Annotated in this window: 16 protein-coding genes; 8 read left to right on the top strand and 8 right to left on the bottom strand. The window is 59.9% G+C overall.

Annotation, left to right across the window (positions count from 1 at the left end; translation table 11 throughout):
- Window positions 1-4: 4 nt before the first annotated feature.
- Complete coding sequence (locus G3M63_RS16760) at window positions 5-949, bottom strand: DUF1853 family protein (RefSeq protein ID WP_150299064.1); 945 nt, start codon at window positions 947-949, stop codon at window positions 5-7.
- Window positions 950-1,066: 117 nt separating this feature from the next.
- Here G3M63_RS16760 and G3M63_RS16755 point away from each other — a divergent pair, with 117 nt between their 5' ends.
- From G3M63_RS16755 to G3M63_RS16720, 8 genes are all read left to right on the top strand, one after another.
- Window positions 1,067-1,951 carry an NAD(+) kinase gene (locus G3M63_RS16755; protein WP_150299063.1) on the top strand — a complete coding sequence of 295 codons (885 nt, stop codon included), beginning with the start codon at window positions 1,067-1,069 and terminating at the stop codon, window positions 1,949-1,951.
- Window positions 1,952-1,953: 2 nt separating this feature from the next.
- The gene (locus G3M63_RS16750; protein ID WP_163983834.1) at window positions 1,954-2,922 is read left to right on the top strand and encodes a metallophosphoesterase; all 969 of its coding nucleotides are present in this window, start codon (window positions 1,954-1,956) and stop codon (window positions 2,920-2,922) included.
- Window positions 2,923-2,961: 39 nt separating this feature from the next.
- Window positions 2,962-3,774, top strand: coding sequence for a rhomboid family intramembrane serine protease (locus G3M63_RS16745; RefSeq protein WP_256669859.1), 813 nt, complete (start codon window positions 2,962-2,964; stop codon window positions 3,772-3,774).
- 175 nt (window positions 3,775-3,949) lie between these two features.
- Window positions 3,950-4,222: a YeaC family protein gene (locus G3M63_RS16740; RefSeq protein ID WP_163983832.1), complete on the top strand. Its 273-nt coding sequence runs from the start codon at window positions 3,950-3,952 to the stop codon at window positions 4,220-4,222.
- The gene (locus G3M63_RS16735) at window positions 4,222-5,067 is read left to right on the top strand and encodes a DUF2797 domain-containing protein (RefSeq protein WP_163983831.1); all 846 of its coding nucleotides are present in this window, start codon (window positions 4,222-4,224) and stop codon (window positions 5,065-5,067) included. Before G3M63_RS16740 ends, G3M63_RS16735 begins: the two co-directional genes overlap by 1 nt.
- 10 nt (window positions 5,068-5,077) lie before the next feature.
- Complete coding sequence (gene pepN, locus G3M63_RS16730; protein WP_163983830.1) at window positions 5,078-7,729, top strand: aminopeptidase N; 2,652 nt, start codon at window positions 5,078-5,080, stop codon at window positions 7,727-7,729.
- A 192-nt stretch (window positions 7,730-7,921) separates the two neighbouring features.
- Window positions 7,922-9,100, top strand: a complete 1,179-nt coding sequence (locus G3M63_RS16725) for a YCF48-related protein (RefSeq protein ID WP_150299057.1) — start codon at window positions 7,922-7,924, stop codon at window positions 9,098-9,100.
- Between the two features lie 24 nt (window positions 9,101-9,124).
- The gene (locus tag G3M63_RS16720; RefSeq protein WP_163983829.1) at window positions 9,125-11,479 is read left to right on the top strand and encodes an RND family transporter; all 2,355 of its coding nucleotides are present in this window, start codon (window positions 9,125-9,127) and stop codon (window positions 11,477-11,479) included.
- An 88-nt stretch (window positions 11,480-11,567) separates the two neighbouring features.
- On the opposite strand, the gene G3M63_RS16715 is transcribed toward G3M63_RS16720, so the two are convergent.
- The 7 genes from G3M63_RS16715 to G3M63_RS16685 form a co-directional block, all read right to left on the bottom strand.
- Window positions 11,568-12,584 (bottom strand): SDR family oxidoreductase, encoded by a 1,017-nt coding sequence (locus G3M63_RS16715; protein WP_163983828.1) that lies wholly within the window; start codon window positions 12,582-12,584, stop codon window positions 11,568-11,570.
- 93 nt (window positions 12,585-12,677) lie between these two features.
- The gene (locus G3M63_RS16710) at window positions 12,678-14,345 is read right to left on the bottom strand and encodes a BatD family protein (protein WP_163983827.1); all 1,668 of its coding nucleotides are present in this window, start codon (window positions 14,343-14,345) and stop codon (window positions 12,678-12,680) included.
- Complete coding sequence (locus G3M63_RS16705; protein ID WP_163983826.1) at window positions 14,342-16,135, bottom strand: VWA domain-containing protein; 1,794 nt, start codon at window positions 16,133-16,135, stop codon at window positions 14,342-14,344. The genes G3M63_RS16710 and G3M63_RS16705 overlap by 4 nt, the downstream gene beginning before the upstream one ends.
- On the bottom strand, window positions 16,125-17,147 hold the full coding sequence (locus G3M63_RS16700) for a VWA domain-containing protein (protein ID WP_256669858.1): 1,023 nt from the start codon (window positions 17,145-17,147) through the stop codon (window positions 16,125-16,127). The genes G3M63_RS16705 and G3M63_RS16700 overlap by 11 nt, the downstream gene beginning before the upstream one ends.
- Window positions 17,110-17,571 (bottom strand): DUF4381 family protein, encoded by a 462-nt coding sequence (locus G3M63_RS16695; RefSeq protein ID WP_163983825.1) that lies wholly within the window; start codon window positions 17,569-17,571, stop codon window positions 17,110-17,112. The genes G3M63_RS16700 and G3M63_RS16695 overlap by 38 nt, the downstream gene beginning before the upstream one ends.
- On the bottom strand, window positions 17,568-18,524 hold the full coding sequence (locus G3M63_RS16690; RefSeq protein ID WP_150299051.1) for a DUF58 domain-containing protein: 957 nt from the start codon (window positions 18,522-18,524) through the stop codon (window positions 17,568-17,570). The genes G3M63_RS16695 and G3M63_RS16690 overlap by 4 nt, the downstream gene beginning before the upstream one ends.
- A gap of 2 nt (window positions 18,525-18,526) precedes the next feature.
- Window positions 18,527-19,486: a MoxR family ATPase gene (locus G3M63_RS16685; protein ID WP_150299050.1), complete on the bottom strand. Its 960-nt coding sequence runs from the start codon at window positions 19,484-19,486 to the stop codon at window positions 18,527-18,529.
- Window positions 19,487-19,571 lie beyond the last annotated feature (85 nt).

Genomic DNA, 19,571 nt, shown 5'->3' with positions numbered 1-19,571 from the left:
AGGATTAGCCCAGGTCGGGCCAGCTATCCGGCATACAGATGAGCCGCTGAGCGCTCATGGCTCGATATTTCACTACGTCATCACAGCGCACCAGCATCAACGCCCGGTTCGGATGCCATTGCTGCGTCTCCAGCATCTCCAGGATTTCCTCGCCCGTTCTGATCCGCTCGCGCCCGGCGGGTGGCGGCATCAGCCATTGCTTATGCGGCATAACCAGCCAATGCTTGCCTTGGATATTCCGCAGCCCTGATTGTCTGCACCACTGGTGTTTCGCCGCGGCCGGGTAACTGTCGACAGCAGGGATAGCGGTGTCGTGCGGCCCGAACAATACGCCCTGGAGCCAGGCGCCAGACAGATCGGGACGTGGCAGGGGAGTGGCGGCCAGATGCAGATAGTCGGTGAGTTTGAGTTGATGATCACGTAGCCGGCTGACTTTGTCATGCAAGGTGTCGCGCGGATCGGGGCCTCGCCATGTGCAGTGCGGGCTGGAGCAGGCAACGGTTGCTCGCTCAACTGAATCCGGGGGTTTCAGCCCTGAAAGTTGCTCCGGCATGCCAAGATAGAACTTGACCGCGAGTTCCAGATGAACAACCGCTCCGGCTGGATCTTCTATCAATAGATCCAGCTCGCCAAGAGTGTGCCCGTTGTCCCGCAGCGCAACATTGTGCGCCAGTATCCGGACGTCCGGTGCCAGATGCAGGAGCGCCTGCCAGAGCCGCTCGTAATAATTCCCCAGACGCAAGTCACGCGATACCGGAATCAGCTGCTGCAAGGGAACCGGGTCCGCGTCGAGTTGTTTAAGCCTGTAGAGTAGCAATTCCGGATCGTGTCGCCAGGCTGACCCGGCCAGAGGGTCGCGTAGCGGCAAGATGCCCGGCTCGAGCAGTGATCCCGAGCAGGCAACCCAGGCAAGATCACGTACCTGGGGATGGGAAAAGAGGTCAGGCATCAGTCGTCTCGTTAGTCGTCTCGTTTGCCAGCGTCGAGCCGGCTGCGGATAATCCAGGGGTACCGGGCAGTGTCAGCCACGCCCGCTAATCCTACAAGTTGATATAGAGAGAGTGGCATGGAGCAATTCCGCAATATCGGGTTGATCGGACGTCTCGGCAGCGGTCGGGTCGTGGATACCCTCAAACGTCTCAAGCGGTTTCTGCTCGATAGCGGCCATAGCGTGATCCTCGAAGATGCCGTGGCGGACCTGTTGCCGGGTCACCAGCTGCAGGTCTGTTCCCGCAAGATGATGGGCGAGATCTGTGATCTGGTTATCGTAGTGGGTGGCGACGGCAGCCTGTTGGGCGCCGCGCGCGCACTCTGCCGCTATAACGTGCCGGTACTCGGGGTTAATCGCGGCGGTCTGGGCTTCCTCACCGATATCTCGCCTGACGAACTCGAAAGCCGCGTGGGTGAAGTGCTGGCCGGGCGTTATATGGTCGAGAATCGCTTCCTGCTCGATGCCTTTGTGCGCCGCGGGGATGAACAGCTGGGCACCAGCGAGGCGTTGAATGACGTGGTGCTGCATCCCGGGAAATCCGCCCGGATGATCGAATTCGAACTGTATATCGATGGCCAGTTCGTCTACAGCCAGAAGTCCGATGGTCTTATCGTCGCCACGCCGACCGGCTCCACCGCCTACGCGCTGTCGGCCGGGGGGCCGATCATGCATCCCAAGCTGGACGCGGTCGTGTTGGTGCCGATGTTCCCGCACACGCTGTCCAGCCGCCCCATCGTGGTGGACGGCAACAGCGAGCTTAAAATCATCATCTCGTCGCAAAACGGAATCTATCCGCAGGTCAGCTGCGATGGTCAGGTGCAAATTGCCTGTGCGCCGGGGGACACCATTTATATCCGCAAGAAGCCGCAGAAACTGCGATTGATTCACCCGCTGGATCATAACTTCTACGCCATCTGCCGGGAGAAGCTGGGCTGGTCGAGCCGGCTGACGGAGCGATGAGCATGCACGCACCGGCCGAGCATTCGGGCTACGACATCATCGGGGATATTCACGGCTGTGCCCGAACGCTGGCGCGGTTGCTGGAGCAAATGGGCTACAAGCTGCAACAGGGTGTCTGGCGCCATCCACGCCGGCAGGCCTTGTTTCTGGGCGATATCATCGATCGTGGCCCCCGTATCCGTGAAGCGCTGCACCTGGTCCACGATATGGTCCAGGCGGGCAGTGCGCGCTGCATCATGGGCAATCACGAATTCAATGCACTGGGCTGGACGACCCCCGCAGCGCCCGGTAGCGGCAAGCGTTACGTGCGCGAGCACACCGACCGCCAGCTGCGGCAGATCCAGGATACGCTGGAGCAGTTCGCGGCCTACCCGGATGAGTGGCGCTATTTCCTGGACTGGTTCTTCCGCCTGCCGCTGTTTCTGGATATGGGTGCATTCCGCATGGTTCATGCATGCTGGGATCAGGGACTGATTGATACCTTTGAGGCGCAGTATCCGGGCGGCTGCCTGGATCGGGAATTCCTGCAGGCATCGGTAGACCCGGGCACATTCGCATGCCAGGTACAGGACCGGCTGCTGCGCGGTACGGGCATGCCGCTACCGCACGGGCTGACCATGACCGGTAAGGACGGCTTTACCCGGCAGTTCTTCCGCACCAAGTTCTGGGAAGAGAATCCGCAGACCTACGGTGACGTGCAGTTTCAGCCGGACCCCCTGCCCGAGCACATTGCTGCGCGCCCACTCACGCCGGACCAGAAGGCCGAGCTACTGGTGTATGGCAAGGACGAGCCCATCCTCTTCGTTGGACATTATTGGCAACAAGGAAAGCCCCATCCGATCAGGCCAAATCTGGCCTGCCTCGACTACAGCGCAGTCAAATTCGGTAAACTGGTCGCCTATCGATGGGACGGTGAAGAACGTCTCGAGCGGGATAAATTTGTCTGGGTCGATGTGCCGCGACTGGCATGAGGTCAACCCGACCGGCGAGAGGTCAAGATGTATCGAGCAATGAATCGTCCGCTTGATGAGGACCTGAGCAAGCTGGCCCGTTTTCTCCGCAGTCGTGGCGTGGTGCATCGCATCACCGAGGAGGGCGGCCGCCAGGTCGTCTGGACGCTAGATGAGAGCGACGGCCAGGTAGTGCAGAGGTTATATCAGGAAGGCGTGCCGGATATTGTTGAAGGCGAGCCTGCGGCGAAACAGGCGCCGGGTTGGCAGGCCCGTGCGCGGTTGATCCCGGTGACGCTGGCCGTGCTGATTCTCACAGGTATGGTTGCCTTGCTCACCGGGCTGGGTAGCCGACCCGAAGCGATCGTGCATTTCACCTTCACACCGCTGGCGCCCGATGGTTATCTGGCGACCGAAATCGACATGAGCCAGTGGTGGCGGTTGGTTACGCCGGCGTTGCTACACTTCAGCATCATGCATCTGGCGTTCAATGCGCTGTGGTTCTGGGAACTCGGCCGGCGCATCGAGATTCGCTCCGGCGGCTTGTGGTTGTTCGGGCTGAGCGTATTGTTTGCGCTGACCTCGAACTTTGCCCAGTGGATGACAAGCGGTAATGCGTTGTTCGGCGGCATGTCCGGTGTTGTGTACGGTTTGCTCGGTTACTGCTGGCTGCATCAGTTGATCGCACCGAGCGTCCATTTCGATCTGCCCCGGGGCGTGGTAGTGCTGATGCTGGCATGGCTGGCGCTGGGGGTTTCCGGCTTGATCAGCATGCTGGGCTTCGGTGCTATCGCCAATGCAGCCCATGTCGGCGGTCTGGTCACCGGCTGCCTGGTTGGCGCGGTTGTCGGAGCGCTGCAGCGATTCCGCTGAACAGCGTACAATACGCCCTTTGAATCATTGACCCATTGAAACCCATACGGCAACCCATAGGGCGTTGACACTGGCAGATCGGCTCCTTTACCCCTGGTAAACGGTCATGTCGCCCCTTTTGTCTTGCCGGATCTGCCGGTTTCGTGGGTCCGGAAATCTGTCCCGCGGAGGCAAAATGAACGACTTCCTTGAAATGTTGCGCACGGTTACGCCGGACGTCTACGCCAGCCTCAAGCTGGCAGTGGAAATCGGCAAGTGGCCGGATGGCCGCAAGCTGACCCAGGAGCAGAAAGAGTTGTGCATGCAGGCGATGATTGCCTGGGAGCAGGAGAACCTGCCTGAAGAGGAACGCACCGGTTACATGGCTCAAACCTGCAAATCGCAGAAAACCGAGCCGAAAACAGTACCTGAGTCGATGTTCGTGAATGCCTCGGACACCCTGCACTGATGTCCTTTTTGTCAGCCGCAGGTTCAGTCAGAAAACTGCTGGGCGCACTCGATGATAGCCGCAGCGCGACAGTCGACTATCAGCTGCCCATCGGCGAACAAAGCCTGCCGCTTAACGAGCTGCTGGGTAAATCGATTCGGCTTCAGGCGCTGGGCGATATTCATTGCCTGCACTGCGCCCGCCGAACCAAAAAAAGCTACAGCCAGGGTTATTGCTACCCCTGCTTTACCAAGCTGCCGCAATGCGATCTGTGCATCATGAGTCCCGAGCGGTGCCATTACGAGCTGGGCACCTGTCGCGACCCGGCGTGGGGCGAGCAGTTCTGCATGACCGATCACATCGTGTACCTGGCCAATTCGTCCGGTGCCAAGGTGGGCATTACGCGCGCGACGCAGTTACCGACGCGCTGGATCGATCAGGGCGCTAGCCAGGGTTTGCCCATCATGCGCGTATCGGCCCGGCAGTATTCGGGGCTGCTTGAAGATCTATTGCGCAAGCAGGTCGCTGATAAGACCAACTGGCGCAAACTGCTGCGTGGCGAGCCGGAGCCGATGAACCTCAGGACGCTGCGTGACACCTTGCTCGAAGGCGCAAGGGAGGGCATCGACGCGTTGCATTCGCGCTATGGACTGCAGGCATTTCAGCCGCTGGATGACGCGCAGGAGCTGGAAATCCGCTATCCAGTGCTCGAGTACGTAGAAAAGCCCAAGTCGGCTAATCTCGACAAGGAGCCGGTACTGGAAGGGACGCTGTTGGGTATCAAGGGACAGTATCTTTTGCTCGATACCGCGGTCATCAATATTCGCAAATACACCAGCTACAATATGGCCTTCTCGGTTCATTGAGGACAGACGCATGCGCACCGAACAACCGAAGACAATCTATCTCAAGGATTATCAACAGCCCGACTACTGGATAGATGAAACCCATCTGACCTTCGAGCTGTTCGATGATCATGCGTTGGTTCACAGCCGCCTGGCGATGCGCGTTAACGACGGCAAGCAATCGGCAACCCTGCCGCAGCTGGTGCTGGACGGTCAGGAGCTTGAGCTGGTTTCCGTCGCGATCGATGATCAGCAGCTGACCGCAGAGGCGTACCAGCTGAGCGCGGACAATCTGACGCTGCAACCTGCCCATGCACAGTTCGAGCTGGCCATCACCACGCGTATTCACCCGCGGGAGAACACCGCGCTGGAAGGGCTCTATCAGTCCGGCGATATGTTCTGCACCCAGTGTGAGGCGGAGGGCTTTCGCAAGATCACCTATTACCTGGACCGTCCGGATGTCATGAGCCGGTTCACCACCACGGTGATTGCTGACCGCGGCGGATTTCCGGTATTGCTGTCCAACGGCAACCCCATCGCCTCGGGGGAACACGATGGTGGACGCCACTGGATCACCTGGGAAGATCCATTCCCCAAGCCTGCCTATCTGTTTGCGCTGGTGGCAGGCGATCTGTGCCTGATCCGCGACAGCTTCACCGCCATGAGCGGCCGCGAAATAGATCTGCGTATCTACGTTGAAGCGGAAAACCGCGACCAGTGTGACCATGCCATGGACAGCCTCAAGCGCTCCATGCGCTGGGACGAGCAGGCCTATGGCCGTGAATACGATCTTGATATCTTCATGATCGTGGCGGTGAACGACTTCAATATGGGCGCGATGGAAAACAAGGGCTTGAATATCTTCAATTCCAGCTGCGTCCTGGCCCATGCTGATACCGCGACCGATATGGCGTTCCAGCGCGTGGAAGCCGTCGTCGCGCACGAGTATTTCCATAACTGGTCAGGCAATCGGGTGACCTGCCGGGACTGGTTCCAGCTGTCACTCAAAGAGGGTTTCACTGTCTTCCGCGACGCGCAGTTCTCGGCTGACATGAACTCGGCCACGGTCAAGCGTATCGAGGACGTGACCTTCCTGCGCGCCAATCAGTTTGCCGAAGATGCCGGCCCCATGGCGCACCCGGTACGCCCGGATTCGTTCATCGAGATTTCCAATTTCTATACCCTGACCGTGTACGAAAAGGGTGCCGAAGTCGTGCGCATGTTGCATACGCTGCTGGGCGATGAGGGCTTCCGCAAGGGCACCGACCTGTATTTCGAGCGGCATGACGGCCAGGCCGTTACCTGCGATGACTTCGTCAAGGCGTTGGAAGACGCCAACAAGGTAGACCTCACGCAGTTCAAGCGCTGGTACAGCCAGGGCGGGACGCCACGTCTGGCAGTCAGGAGCGCGTACGACAGCGCAGCGGGCACATTCACTCTGACCTTCAGTCAGAGCTGTCCGCCCACCCCGGGGCAACCAGACAAGGCGCCTTTTGTTATCCCGGTGCGCATGGCGCTGCTGGACGCGCAGGGTAACGAGCTGACGTTGAAGCTTGCTGGGGAACAGGATCCATGTGGCACCGAGACGGTGCTGTCAGTAACCGAGCCGGAACAGACCTTTGTCTTCGAAGGGCTGACGGGCGAACCGCTGCCCTCGCTGCTGCGCAATTTCTCTGCACCGGTGAAGATGCATTATCCCTACAGCCGCGATGACCGGGTGTTCCTGGCCAAACATGATCCGGACGGCTTCAACCGTTGGGAAGCCGCCCAGAGCCTTGCGGTTGATGTGTTGCAGGGCCTGGTTGAAATCCACCAGGCGGGTCGGCCGCTCCTGCTGGACCAGCGTCTGCTGGATGTCTATCGCAGCGTGCTTACCAACGAAGCGCTGGATCCGGCGATGGTGGCGGAGATTATCCGCCTGCCGACCGAGTCCTATCTCGTGGAGCTGGCAGAGGTAGCGGATATCGACGCGATTCACCATGTTCGTGAATGGGTCCGTTTCGAGCTGGCCAACGCTTTGAACGAGGAAATCTGGTTGGTATTCAAGCGTTTGGATGATCGCGCGCCCTACAGTCCGGGTGCCGCGTCGGTGGCGCGCCGCAGTCTGAAAAACACACTGCTGGGCTACCTCATGCAAAAAGGCTCTGCCGAGGCGCTTTCAGCATGTGTTCGGCAATTTGTTGAAGCCAATAACATGACTGATCGCCAGGCAGCCTTGTCAGCCCTAGTGAACTCTCACCACCAGGAACAGAAAGCAGCAGCCCTGGCCGAGTTTGCCGAGCGCTGGAGCGGTTATCCGCTGGTGATGGATCAGTGGTTTGGTGTGCAGGCAGCAAGCACCTTGCCCGGCGGGTTGGAGCGCGTGCAGGGGTTGATGGAGCATCCGGCCTTTACCCTGCGTAACCCGAACAAGGTGCGCGCCCTTATTGGCAGTTTCGCGGCGCAGAACCTGGTTAATTTTCATCGCCAGGACGGGGCGGGGTATCGCTTCCTGGCTGACCAGATCATTGTTCTCAACGAACTGAATCCGCAGATTGCCTCGCGACTGCTGACGCCTTTGACGCGGTGGCGCAAGTACGATTCAACGCGCCAGGAATTGATGAAAACCGAGCTGTCGCGGATTCTCGCCCAGCCGGATCTGTCGCCCGATGTCTATGAAGTTGTCAGCAAATCCCTTGCCTGAAGCCAGCCCGTTCGCCTCTTCGGAGGCGGGCGTGCAATCTAGTGTTCTGCCTTGTTGTGAGACGGACCCTATCATTGTGATGATTAACAAAAGATAACGGAGGGGCCGTTGTTACCGCTTGTTATTCCCCGTTAGTATTGGGTCTCCTGCCATCTGGGTAGGGGTTCCTATAAGAATAAGGGGGAGTGATGTATGCGTAAGCCCATCAAGCGGCGCGCTTCATCCTGTCGTCCGGCCGGTTTTCCCGGTCAGCTCGCTCAGGGTGGCAAACAATCATTAACACGTCAGGTATTGGCCGCTTTGGGCCTCTCCGTCGTGCTTGCCAGTATTTCGGCTCCAGTTGCTGTAGCGCAGGAAGCGCAGGAACCTGCAACCAGTGCAGCAGTCATGACACCCAAGGCCAGCTCCGCGCTGCTCCTGGACGTTGATCGCGCGGGCGATCGCCTGGTGGCGGTTGGCTCCCGTGGCCACATTCTTTATTCCGACGATAAAGGCGAAAGCTGGCAGCAGGCTCCGGTTCCTACCCGGCAGTTGCTTACAGCTGTCGATTTTGTCGACGAAACCCATGGCTGGGCAGTGGGCCATGACTCGCTGATCCTGCATACCAGTGATGCAGGCGAAAGCTGGACCATCCAGTACCGTGACCCGGAGCTGGAGCACGAGGTCGATCCTGATGGCCCGGGCCTGCTGGAAAAACCGCTGATGGATGTCTGGTTCCGGGATACCCGCACGGGGTTTGCTGCAGGTGCCTATGGTCTGTTCCTGCGTACTGATGATGGCGGACAGACCTGGGATGACCTGACCTACGAAATCGATAACGAAGACGGCTTTCATTACAACGCCATCGCTGAGATTCCCGAGACAGGCCTGTTCATGGTGGGCGAGCTCGGCATGATGTTCCGCTCTGCGGACTACGGAGATACCTGGGAAGCCATTGAAGACTTGCCCTATGACGGGTCACTGTTTGGCGTCTCGGGTACTGGCGAGCCGAACGTAGTGCTGGCCTGGGGGCTGCGGGGCAACATGTTCCGTTCCGAGGATTTCGGCGATACCTGGGAGGAGGTCACACTGATGACTCCGCACAATGGTCCGCTGGAAGCCACATTGTCTGGTGGCGATTATTCCGAGGATGGCAAGGTCGTCGTGGTGGGTGCTGGGGGCTTCGTTGTAACCAGTGACGACCAAGGCCGCACTTTCACTGTAGCAAGCCGTCCCGACCGGGCTGCTCTGGCAACAGCCACGGTACTGGATAACGGCAATCTGTTGCTGCTTGGCCAACGTGGCGCAGTGAAGGGTGATTCGACCGGGATGCCGCAGAACGGTTCTGCAGCTGACAGAATTCCTGCGGCCGGTACGCCCGCGGTCCAATAATAATTACACGCCAGGAGAAACTGGATGTCCAAACATCATCAGGAAACCGCTCCGTTTATCGAGCGGTTGATCTTCAATAACCGGCTGGTCGTAATGCTGTTCTTCTTACTGGTTACCCTCTTTCTGGGGTATCAGGCAGCGCAGGTCAAGCCGGACACAAGCTTCGAGAAGATGATTCCTCTCGAGCATCCCTACATCGTCAACATGATTGAGCACCAGGACGAGATGGCCAACCTGGGCAACTCGATCCGTATCGCGGTTGCCATCGAGGACGGCGATATCTTCTCTACCGAGTACATGGAGACGCTCAAGCGTATCAATGACGAGGTATTCTTCCTGCCCGGTGTTGATCGTTCCAGCATGCGCTCGCTGTGGACGCCCAATGTACGCTGGACGGAAGTAACCGAGTACGGTTTCGATGGCGGTCCGGTTGCTAACCGACCAGCCTATCTGACCGAAGATGACCTCAACGAACTGCGAACCAACATCCTCAAGTCGGGCGAGATCGGCCGCCTGGTAGCGAACAACTTCAAGTCGACGATCATTGAAGTACCGCTACAGGAAACCTATCCGAACCCTGAAGACCAGAGCGAGCAGATCCGCCTGGACTACGGTGAATTCTCGCGCCTGCTGGAAGAGAAGATCCGTACCGAGTTCCAGGAAGAAAACCCGAACATCAGCGTTCACATCGTTGGTTTCGCGAAGAAGGTCGGTGACCTGATCGAAGGCATCATCAAGGTGCTGATGTTCTTCGGCGCAGCCTTGGCCATTACCTTCGTGTTGCTGTTGATGTTTACCCGCTGTGTAAAAAGCTCGCTCACGGCACTGATCTGTTCGGTCATCGCGGTCGTCTGGCAGCTGGGCCTGTTGCGTACGCTGGGCTATGGTCTGGATCCGTATTCGATCCTGGTCCCGTTCCTGGTATTTGCCATCGGTATTTCCCACGGTGTGCAGATCATCAACGGGATGGCCATCGAATATGCCACGGCCGAAGATGCTCCGACCGCAGCGCGCCGTGCTTTCCGGTCGCTGTACATCCCGGGTATCGTTGCGCTGCTGTCTGACGGTGTAGGCTTCCTGACACTGCTGTTGATCCAGATCGAAGTTATTCGCGAACTGGGTATTGCTGCGTCGATCGGTGTGGCGGTTATCATTCTGACCAACCTGATCCTGCTGCCGGTGCTCATGTCCTATATCGGCATCAGCAAGCGCGCCGTGGAACGCAACCGCAATATGGCATCGCGCCCGCAGAAACTCTGGCTGACCGTCGCCAAGTTTGCGCACCCGACCGTTGCGCCGATTTCCGTGGTGCTGGCAATCCTGGCCTTCGGTTTCGGTATTTATCATGGTCAGAAGGTCGAGATCGGTGACCTTGATCCGGGTGCACCGGAGTTGCGTGCGGACTCGCGCTATAACCTGGATAACGATTTCATCATCAGCAACTATTCCACGAGTTCGGACGTGTTGGTCGTCATGGTCAGCACTCCGCCGGAAATGTGCTCGACCTACGAGACCATGGACGCGATCGACCAGCTGGAATGGCGCATGGTGAATCTGCCAGGTGTGCAGTCTGCCGTGTCGATGGTGAGCGTTGCCAAGCAGGTGATCATGGGTAACAACGAGGGCAGCCTGAAATGGCAAACGCTGTCGCGTAACCAGGACAACCTGAACAATGCGATCAGCCGTGCGCCGTCGGGCATGTTCAATTCCTCCTGTTCTCTGGTTCCGGTCATGCTGTTCCTCAACGACCACAAGGCCGATACGCTTGAGCGTGTCACCGCGGAAGTGGAAGCCTTCGCCGAGGAATACAATACTGACCAGCTGGAATTCAAACTGGCAGCGGGTAACGCAGGTATCGAAGCAGCCACCAACGAGGTTATCGAGAAGTCACAAACCAAGATGCTGATCACGGTCTACGTGGTCGTTATCCTGATGTGTCTGATCACCTTCCGCTCGATCCGTGCGGTGCTGTGTATCATCATCCCGCTGGCGCTGACATCGGTGCTGGCCAACGCGTTGATGGCTTTCCTGGGAATAGGCGTGAAGGTAGCAACCCTGCCGGTAATCGCCCTGGGTGTGGGTATTGGTGTCGATTACGGCATCTATATCTACAGCCGACTGGAGACCTATCTGCGTCAGGGACTGCCGTTGCAGGAAGCCTACTATGAGACGCTGAAAACCACTGGTAAGGCGGTGACCTTTACCGGCTTCACCCTGGCCATCGGTGTAGCAACCTGGATCTTCTCTGCGATCAAGTTCCAGGCTGATATGGGCATTCTGTTGACCTTCATGTTCCTGTGGAATATGTTCGGCGCCCTGTGGCTGTTGCCAGCGCTGGCACGTTTCCTGATTCGTCCGGAGAAGCTGCGCGGTAAGTAATTGACTGTGTCGTAAAAAAGCCGCTCCCTAAGAGCGGCTTTTTTATGTCTGCGCTAAACGCATCGGGCGTTTGGCACAGGGCAGGGCACTAATGATGGCGTTGACGGCTTTTCCTTACCCCAGCAGCCAGCGTAACAGCGGCTGCGGCCACCGCTGTCAACAGCAGGGGATGACGTGAAGCGTAGGCGTAAAAGCTCCATTTGTGCACTCGACCCGGATAGTCCCCGCTGGCCTGTCCATCCGTCACCTTGCCTACGTCGGCGTTGTGCAAGCTGCCCTGGCGATGACGGTCGCGCCTGCCACTGTGCAGCACATCGTAAATGATGTTGGCGTTCATCATGTCTGTCAGCCTGGGCGCGAGTTGCGCCATGCGGGTGAACATCTTCGAGTTGCCGATATAGATATCCCGACGGGGATGTTCGCAGGCGTGCAAGATGCTGCGCGCTACCACCTCGGGGGAATACACAGGCGGTGGAAAGGTTGGTGCACTGCCCAGATAACTTTTCGCGTGATCATTGAACAGCGTGTTGATCGCCGGAGGCCTGACCAGCGTAACCGATACTGGCGAGCCGGACCGGGCCAGCTCCACGCGCAAGGAGTCGGTCATGGCCTTTACTGCGTGTTTGCTCGCGCTATACGCCGCGTGCAATGGCAGGGGCGCTGCGGATTCGAGGCTACCGATATTGATCAAGGCGCCGCCCTTGTTGCGCAGATGCCGCACGGCAATGTTCGAGCCGTAATGGGTGCCCCAAAAGTTGGTCTGCATGACCCGATGGACGTCTTCGTCCTTGACCTCGTCCATGCGTCCCCAGACAGAACTGCCGGCGTTGTTGATCCAGGTGTCAAAGCCGCCGAAGCGATTAACCGTCTCACTGGCGACGCGTTCAAGGTCTTCGCGCTTGCCGACGTCAGCGACCACGTGCATGACCTTGTCGCCAGCTGCCAGTTCACGCTCGACTTCAGCCAGCACCTGCTCATTGCGCGCCACTAGCGTCAGCCTTGCGCCGGCCTTTGCCGCTGCTCGGGCAGTGGCCAGGCCGATGCCGCTGGAAGCACCGGTCAGCACGATTACCTGTTCATTCAAGGGTTTGAGCTTGATTTTCATTAATCCTCCTGAGTGCGCCTTGATACTGGCGCCACATGGGCTTCACCTATAGAAGCCCTAACAGAAAGGCGGTTCCCGGCGGGGGACGAGTGGCTAAACGTCCGGGTAAAGCGAACCAAGTGGATCAGCCGGTGCTTCGGCTGCGCGCTGGCGGCTCTGGATGGTCATGCGAACAGCGCGCCAGAGTGGCTTGCCGCGCCACGGGCTTTCGGTCTGGCCGAACAGGGAGGCGTTGAGTTCATCCAGCGCATCGGCAAGCTCCTGATTATGCTGGGTCAGGGCTATCAGGCCTTCGCTGTGCTGTTGCCGCGCCCAGGCCTCAAGCGCCTTGCGGGCTTCTGCGGGGTGGTTGGCGCGACAGGCGATCTGCAGATCCCCGAGGGGATTACCCTGATGTTCCTCGCCAAGGATCTCTTCTTCTTCGATTATGTCGCTCTCATGCAGGGCCCGCCGCGCGCGGTAGAGCAGCAACAGGCATACGCTCAAGGCGATGCTGAGCAGCAGACTGGCAAGCTGCCAGGGCCAGATCGTGGGGCCCGCCACGCCGCTTGTGTCTGCAATACCCGGCTCGCTGATCGACGGGCCGACATTGTCCAGCCCGCTGACATTCAGGGTGACGCTGTCGAGCCGCTCGGTACGCAGCCGGTCTTGTGTCGTGTCCCACCAATACAGTTGCAGCTCAGGCACCTGGAACACGCCTTCGGCCTGAGCCACCAGCGCAGCGCTGTCCTGGCGGACGCCGCGGATACCGTTGTCGCGGGTGTGGTTTTCCAGCTTGGGCTGGTCCGTATATTGACGCAGATGTTTCTCCGTGCCTGGCACCAGGCTGTGGAGAATGGGCAACTGGCTGGCGCTCAGGCCCTGGGCTTCCACGGTCAGGGTGCGGGTAAGGGGTTCGCCGGTGATCAGGTCGGTACCCGGGTCAGGCTGCCAGTGCTGGGTGAGGGTGAGCTCGCTGGCCGGTATCCATGACGCTCCGGACGGATAGTCGTCCGGCACGGGCCGCACATTCAACAAAATGCTTGGCGAGCGCACCTGCACCAGCCGACCGGTGCGCGCCGAGAATCGGGCGGAGGGATCCACGGGTTGCAAGGTAGTGGCGCTGAATAGCTGCGAGGGGATCTCCAGCGTGCCGCTTTGCTGCGGATAGATTGCGTAACGGACTTCAATGACGCCGTGGCGCACACCATTGATCAATTGTTCCGACTGCTGTGCCGGGCCGAGCGTCTCCACCCGTGCATCGGGAATTTCCAGTCCGCTCAGGGTCGAGTCATCGTATAGCGACACCGAATGGTAAACCCTGAGCGTCAGTAACACCTGCGCCTGCACATAGGGGTTCTCTACATCGACTTCGCTGTCGATGAATATGGGTGCCAGCTGCGCAACTGAGTCCTGTGCGGCCTGAGGGGCAGTAAGCACCTGCAGCCCGATCGGTTCACTTTTCGAGTCGCCCAGGCTGAGTGGCGGTATCGCGACGTAACCGGTGCGCCTGGGCGTCAGGGTAACCACCCAGCGGGTAGTGCGCTGAGCCGTGCCATTGGCCTGGCTGACCAGGTTGAGCTGCCGGGTGCTCTGAATGCGGAAATGTTCCTCCAGCGGGCTGAAGTCCGGCCGCGTCGACCGGCTGGCCTGTGGCGTTTCGAGCGTCAGCTCCAGGGTGTCGCCCTCGATCAGCCGGGTGCGGTCGACACTGGCCAGCAACGAGGCACATGCCCAGGTGGGCAGCGTTAACAGAGCAAGTAATAACAGTAGCGATTTCATGGCTGCGCTTCCTTACCCTGCTGATATTGATACAGAAACTTGCGCCGTAGCAATTCGGCCGGCTCGTCGGGGATCGCTTCGAGCCACTGACCAAGCGCCTGCTGTTGTTCATTGTGGATCCTGTCCGGGGAGGTCGCAGAGGCATTGGTTTCGCCAGGCGCTCCATTGTCACTTTGATTGCCCTGCGGCGCACTGCTCGAATCGCCCTGCTGAGCATCAAACGTCGTGCCTGCGTCATTTCCAGTGCCGGCCGATGGTGCGGACTGGCCATTTCGCACGTCTTCATCGCCGCGGGTATCCGCAGGCGGAGGTTGTGGAATTTCGCTGGACTGAGCCTGGTTGGGGGCTGGCTCGGCGGGATCGCCAGGGTTTTCCTTTCCGGCCTCGCTGTCATTCTCCTGCTCCGCCTGTTGGCGCTGTTGTTCTTCGAGCAGGGCTTCGATTCTATCGCGATTATGACGAGCAGGATGATGCTCAGGAACCCGGGTCAACGCCTGTTCAAAGGCCTCGAGCGCCTCGGGATAGCGCCCGCTCATGGCCAGGGCAGTACCGTAATTGAAGTGACTGTCGGCATCCTCGGGTTGCCTGTTCAGCTGTTCGGCGTAGGCCTCGGTTGCCTGCGGATAGTCACCTGCCTGATACCACGCCCAGGCACGCCAGGCGGGATCTTCAAATTGCTCCGCTGCAGCTTCCGGTTGTTGCTGTTCAAGCAAGGCGGCGCCCTGTTGATCGGGACGCTGCCAATAATCTGCCCAGTCAGCCTCGGCTGGCGCCGGTAGCAGAGCAACGCAGAGCAGTAGACCCAACCAGCCGCGCCGGGCACCGAGTGCGGCCAGCGGTAGCAACAACAGCGCCAGCCAGGCACCGTAGTCCTGGATCGATCTGCCCGGTTCGCCATTGCCGGCCTCGCTGGAAGGACGCGCCGCAGATAACAGACGCTGCAGGTCGCGGTTGTCCAGGGTCATCCCCTGATAGCTAGCGCCATGCCGGCGGACCGTACTGGCCAACTCGCGGGCATTAAGCCGGGGCAACACTATACGGCCCTGGTCATCACGCATGAATCCGCCTTGCTCCAGCGCAACGGGCGCGCCCTCAAGGGTGCCTGCGCCCAGCACCGCGAGTTGTTCGCCCAGGGCTTCGGCATGTTGGTCGAGGGCGGCCAGTTCCGTGTCGCTGGCCCCGCTGGTGAGCAGCAGCACGCGGGTCGTGCGTGGCAGCTCGCTGATGCTGTCGCGCGCCAGTTGCAGCGCCTGATCCAGGTCGCGCCCGGACGACGGCATGATTGCGGGCTCCAGCGCCTGTAGCAGACTGGTGAGGGTTGCGGGGTCGTTACTCAAGGGTGTGACGCGGTGTGCGCTTCCGGCATAGGCGATCAGGCCTACCTGATAGTCATCAGGCAGAGCCAGGATGTCACGTATCTTGCGCTTGGCACGGGTCAGCCGGGTAGGCCGCAGGTCATCTGAAAGCATGTTGTGCGACACGTCGAGCACGATCAGTACGCTCGGTTGAGCCTGGGGCACCGATGGCGTCGTTATTTCGCGCGACGGGCCCGCCAATGCGAGTATCGCCATCACCCAGCAGCATGCCAGCAACAGAAAACGCCTGCGATTGGCCCCACCGGGTGAACGTCGCAATAGCCAGCGCTGCAGATGCACAGGCAGCACGGATTCCCATCCCGAGCCCCGATATGCGTGCTGAAAGGCCAGCCAGCACAGCGCCAGCGCCGGTAGCAGCGCAAGCAGCCAGACAGGCCGCGAAAAACTGAAACCGGTCAAAGACTCAAGCCACATTTGACCTCCGATACCAACCGGTCAACGCCATGCTCAGGATCAATGCGAAGCCCAATGGCCAGGGGTACAGCGGCAGGTTCTGGCGCTGGGTTCGCCCTTCGTGCAATGCCGGCTCCAACCGGTCCAGCTCCTGATTGATCGCTTCAAAGCTTTCGCTGTCGCGGGCACGGAAATACTCGCCGCCGGTCAGCAGGGCGATTTCCTTGAGCGTGCCTTCGTCCAGCTCGACAGACGGGTCGCGCTCGGAGATGAGCAACGCGCTGGTATCGGCTGGCTGGTGCTGAGTCTCGGCTCCGATGCCTATGGTAAATATGCGGATCTGCCGTTCGGCTGCTAGCCTGGCAGCCTGAACGGCGCTGATGCGGCCCGCGTTGTTGGCGCCATCGGTTATCAGCAATAACACGCGGCGTTCGGCAGGCTGCTGCTCCAGTCGCTTGATGGCCAGGCCGATGGCATCACCGATCGCTGTCTGGCGGCCGGCTAGCCCGATAAAAGACTCCTTGAGCCATTTCCGGACGCTGTCGCGATCATGCGTTAGCGGCGCCTGCACATACGCCTGGGACCCGAACAGGATCAGGCCCATACGGTCTCCGTGACGGCGTTGGATAAACTGCCCCACCACCTGCTTTACCAGGCTCAGCCGGTCCGCCTCTTCGCCATCAATCTGCATATCACGAAATTCCATACTGCCTGACAGGTCGATTGCCAGCATCATGTCGCGGCCGGTGACCTCCATGGGTAGCGGGTCGCCGAGGAGCTGGGGCCGGGCTGCTGCGCTCAATAACAACAGCCATATCAGTAAAAACGGCCAGGGGGTGCGTCGCACGCCGGGCTCGGCTGTTTCTGGCTGAACGGCCTGCAATCTGGACATGAACGCCACCTGCAGCGCAGCCGGACGATTTTGCGCAGGCGGGGCGAAGCGCCGCACCAGCCAGGGCAGCGGTAGCAGCAGGAATACCAGGGGCCAGCCGAATTCAAACATGGTTATGTCGCAGCCAGCGTTTGAGCTCATGTTCCAGGTCTCGACGCTGGCCGGCTGACAACGTCATGTCCGGGCGGTAGAGATCGGCGGCCAGGGGCGCGAGCACGCTGCGGTTGGGCTTGGGGTACGAGGCGCACAGGTAATCGAGCCAGGCGTCACCGAACAGGCGGGTTGCATGGTCATTGCCCTGGCGCTTGAGCACGCGCTTTAGGGTCTTATTGGCCGCCGCCAACCATTCCCGATCAGCCAGCGTGTCGGATAATCCATGCAGGGCCTGGGTGACCCGTGTCCGCTCGAGCCGACGTCGCTGAACGCTGCGGAGTATGCGCGGCAGGATGAGAAGGAGCAGCAGCGACAACCCCAGCAATAGCCACCAGCCGGGGGCGGGCGGCCACCACGGAACCGGTGGGGGCGGCGCTGGGTGAATCAGCGCGTCTGTCAATGTGCTACTCATCGGCGGTGGGCACGCCCGGCATGGCTACCAAGCATGGTGCTCAATTGGTCGACCGCCGGCAGCGAGCTGTCGAGCATGCTCAGACCGCAGCGCAGGCGTCTGGCCAGCCGCTGCCAGGCGTGCTGTTGATCAGCAAACTGCTGTTGCCAGGCGCTACGCACCGCAGCGTTTTCGGTATCCAGGCTGAAGCGTTGCTGGCCCTGGATGAAGTCCAGAATGCCGGCTATGGGCAGCTCGGCATCCAGCGGGTCGAACAACGGCAACAGGACGATATCGTTATGCGCAGCGAGGGGCGCCAACAAGGACTGGTTCATATTGTCGATGGCGCTGTGATCACACAGCAGATAAAGAATGCTGCCCGGCCGAATGATTTCCCGACTGTGGCGCAGCGCCATATCCAGCGGTTCGGCGATTGCTTCGCTGTGCATGTCGGGCGCTTCTGGTATGCGCTGGTTGGCCTGCAGCAACAGACGGAAGAGCTGCAGGATGGCCTGGCGACTGCGCCGTGGGCGGACTTCATGGCAGGCATCGTCCGCGAAGACCATGCCGCCCACCCGGTCATTGTGCGATAGGGCGGTCCAGGCAATCAGCGCGCAGGCATCGGCGCCCAGTACGGACTTGAGACAATGCCGGCTGCCGAAGTACAGGCGGCTGCTTTGTTCACAAATGATAAAGACCGGCCGCTCCCGCTCTTCGTTGAAGACCTTGGTATGCACCTTCTGCGTCCGTGCGGTAACCCGCCAGTCAATGGTGCGGATATCATCGCCGGGCTGATACGCCCGCACCTGATCGAAATCCATGCCCCGACCACGCAACCGCGAGTACTGGCGGCCAGTCTGGCGGCTGGTACGCATCGGCCGGCTGAACAGCGGCAGCTCCTGGCAATGCCGTCGGGCATCCAGCAACGATTGCAGCGTCACCTTGACCAGCGCGTCCGCACCTTCGCTATCCATGCTCAGACGACTGCAACGGATTCTAGGAGCAGCGCGATGACCCGGTCAGCATCAATGCCTTCGGCTTCAGCTTCGAAACTGAGAATCAGGCGATGGCGCAGTACCGGGTGAATGACCGCCTGCACGTCCTCAGGGCTGACAAAATCACGTCCGGCAAGCCAGGCATGAGCCCGGGCACAGCGGTCCAGCGCGATGGTGCCGCGGGGGCTGGCCCCCAGCTGCAGCCAGTCGGCGAGTTGCGGGCTGTACATTTCCGGCCGCCGGGTCGCCATGATCAGCTGAATCAGGTATTCCTCCACCGCGTCAGCCATGAACAACTCGAGTACTTCCTGGCGGGCGGCCAGGATAGTTTCCTGGCTGATACGGCGGGCTATTTGTGGTTCTTCGCCGCGCGCTTCGCCGCGCGCCAGTTGCAGAATCTGTCGCTCCAGAGCGGCGTCTGGAAAACCGATGCGCACGTGCATCAGGAAGCGATCAAGCTGGGCTTCGGGAAGAGGATAGGTACCTTCCTGTTCGATCGGATTCTGCGTTGCCATGACCATGAACAGTTCCGGCAGCGGATAGGTCTGCCTGCCGATACTTACCTGCTGTTCGGCCATCGCTTCGAGTAACGCAGACTGCACCTTCGCCGGGGCGCGGTTGATCTCATCAGCCAGCACCAGGTGGTGGAATATGGGCCCCTGCTGGAAACTGAAGCTGGCTGTCTCGGGCCGGTACACCTCGGTGCCGGTTATATCCGCTGGCAGCAGATCGGGGGTGAACTGAACCCGGTGAAAATCGGCCTCGATGCCTTCTGAAAGCACCTTGATTGCGCGGGTCTTGGCCAGGCCTGGTGCGCCTTCCACCAGCACATGCCCGGCGGCGAGCAAGCAAATCAGCATGCGCTCGATGAGCTGTTCCTGCCCGAAAATCTGCTGGCCCATGAAGGCCTTCAGCTCAAGCAGGGAGTTACGGTGCGTCATGACGTGTTTCCATGGATTAAGGCTCCTGCTGGCAGTCACTGCCAGGACATCCTTTTGGTCTAGACTGGGGCTGTTGACGCTGCGT

It is taken from the genome of Pseudomonas sp. OIL-1 (genome assembly GCF_010669185.1).
GTDB lineage: Bacteria > Pseudomonadota > Gammaproteobacteria > Pseudomonadales > Pseudomonadaceae > Halopseudomonas > Halopseudomonas profundi.
This window is presented reverse-complemented; position numbering and strand designations above follow the sequence as displayed.

What these genes read in the sequence shown, in the direction of transcription:
- G3M63_RS16760 (WP_150299064.1), bottom strand. Translation starts at nt 949, where the DNA reads ATGCCTGACCTCTTTTCCCATCCCCAGGTACGTGATCTTGCCTGGGTT.
- G3M63_RS16755 (WP_150299063.1), top strand. Translation starts at nt 1,067, where the DNA reads ATGGAGCAATTCCGCAATATCGGGTTGATCGGACGTCTCGGCAGCGGT.
- G3M63_RS16750 (WP_163983834.1), top strand. Translation starts at nt 1,954, where the DNA reads ATGCACGCACCGGCCGAGCATTCGGGCTACGACATCATCGGGGATATT.
- G3M63_RS16745 (WP_256669859.1), top strand. Translation starts at nt 2,962, where the DNA reads ATGAATCGTCCGCTTGATGAGGACCTGAGCAAGCTGGCCCGTTTTCTC.
- G3M63_RS16740 (WP_163983832.1), top strand. Translation starts at nt 3,950, where the DNA reads ATGAACGACTTCCTTGAAATGTTGCGCACGGTTACGCCGGACGTCTAC.
- G3M63_RS16735 (WP_163983831.1), top strand. Translation starts at nt 4,222, where the DNA reads ATGTCCTTTTTGTCAGCCGCAGGTTCAGTCAGAAAACTGCTGGGCGCA.
- pepN (WP_163983830.1), top strand. Translation starts at nt 5,078, where the DNA reads ATGCGCACCGAACAACCGAAGACAATCTATCTCAAGGATTATCAACAG.
- G3M63_RS16725 (WP_150299057.1), top strand. Translation starts at nt 7,922, where the DNA reads ATGCGTAAGCCCATCAAGCGGCGCGCTTCATCCTGTCGTCCGGCCGGT.
- G3M63_RS16720 (WP_163983829.1), top strand. Translation starts at nt 9,125, where the DNA reads ATGTCCAAACATCATCAGGAAACCGCTCCGTTTATCGAGCGGTTGATC.
- G3M63_RS16715 (WP_163983828.1), bottom strand. Translation starts at nt 12,584, where the DNA reads ATGAAAATCAAGCTCAAACCCTTGAATGAACAGGTAATCGTGCTGACC.
- G3M63_RS16710 (WP_163983827.1), bottom strand. Translation starts at nt 14,345, where the DNA reads ATGAAATCGCTACTGTTATTACTTGCTCTGTTAACGCTGCCCACCTGG.
- G3M63_RS16705 (WP_163983826.1), bottom strand. Translation starts at nt 16,135, where the DNA reads ATGTGGCTTGAGTCTTTGACCGGTTTCAGTTTTTCGCGGCCTGTCTGG.
- G3M63_RS16700 (WP_256669858.1), bottom strand. Translation starts at nt 17,147, where the DNA reads ATGAGCTCAAACGCTGGCTGCGACATAACCATGTTTGAATTCGGCTGG.
- G3M63_RS16695 (WP_163983825.1), bottom strand. Translation starts at nt 17,571, where the DNA reads ATGAGTAGCACATTGACAGACGCGCTGATTCACCCAGCGCCGCCCCCA.
- G3M63_RS16690 (WP_150299051.1), bottom strand. Translation starts at nt 18,524, where the DNA reads ATGGATAGCGAAGGTGCGGACGCGCTGGTCAAGGTGACGCTGCAATCG.
- G3M63_RS16685 (WP_150299050.1), bottom strand. Translation starts at nt 19,486, where the DNA reads ATGACGCACCGTAACTCCCTGCTTGAGCTGAAGGCCTTCATGGGCCAG.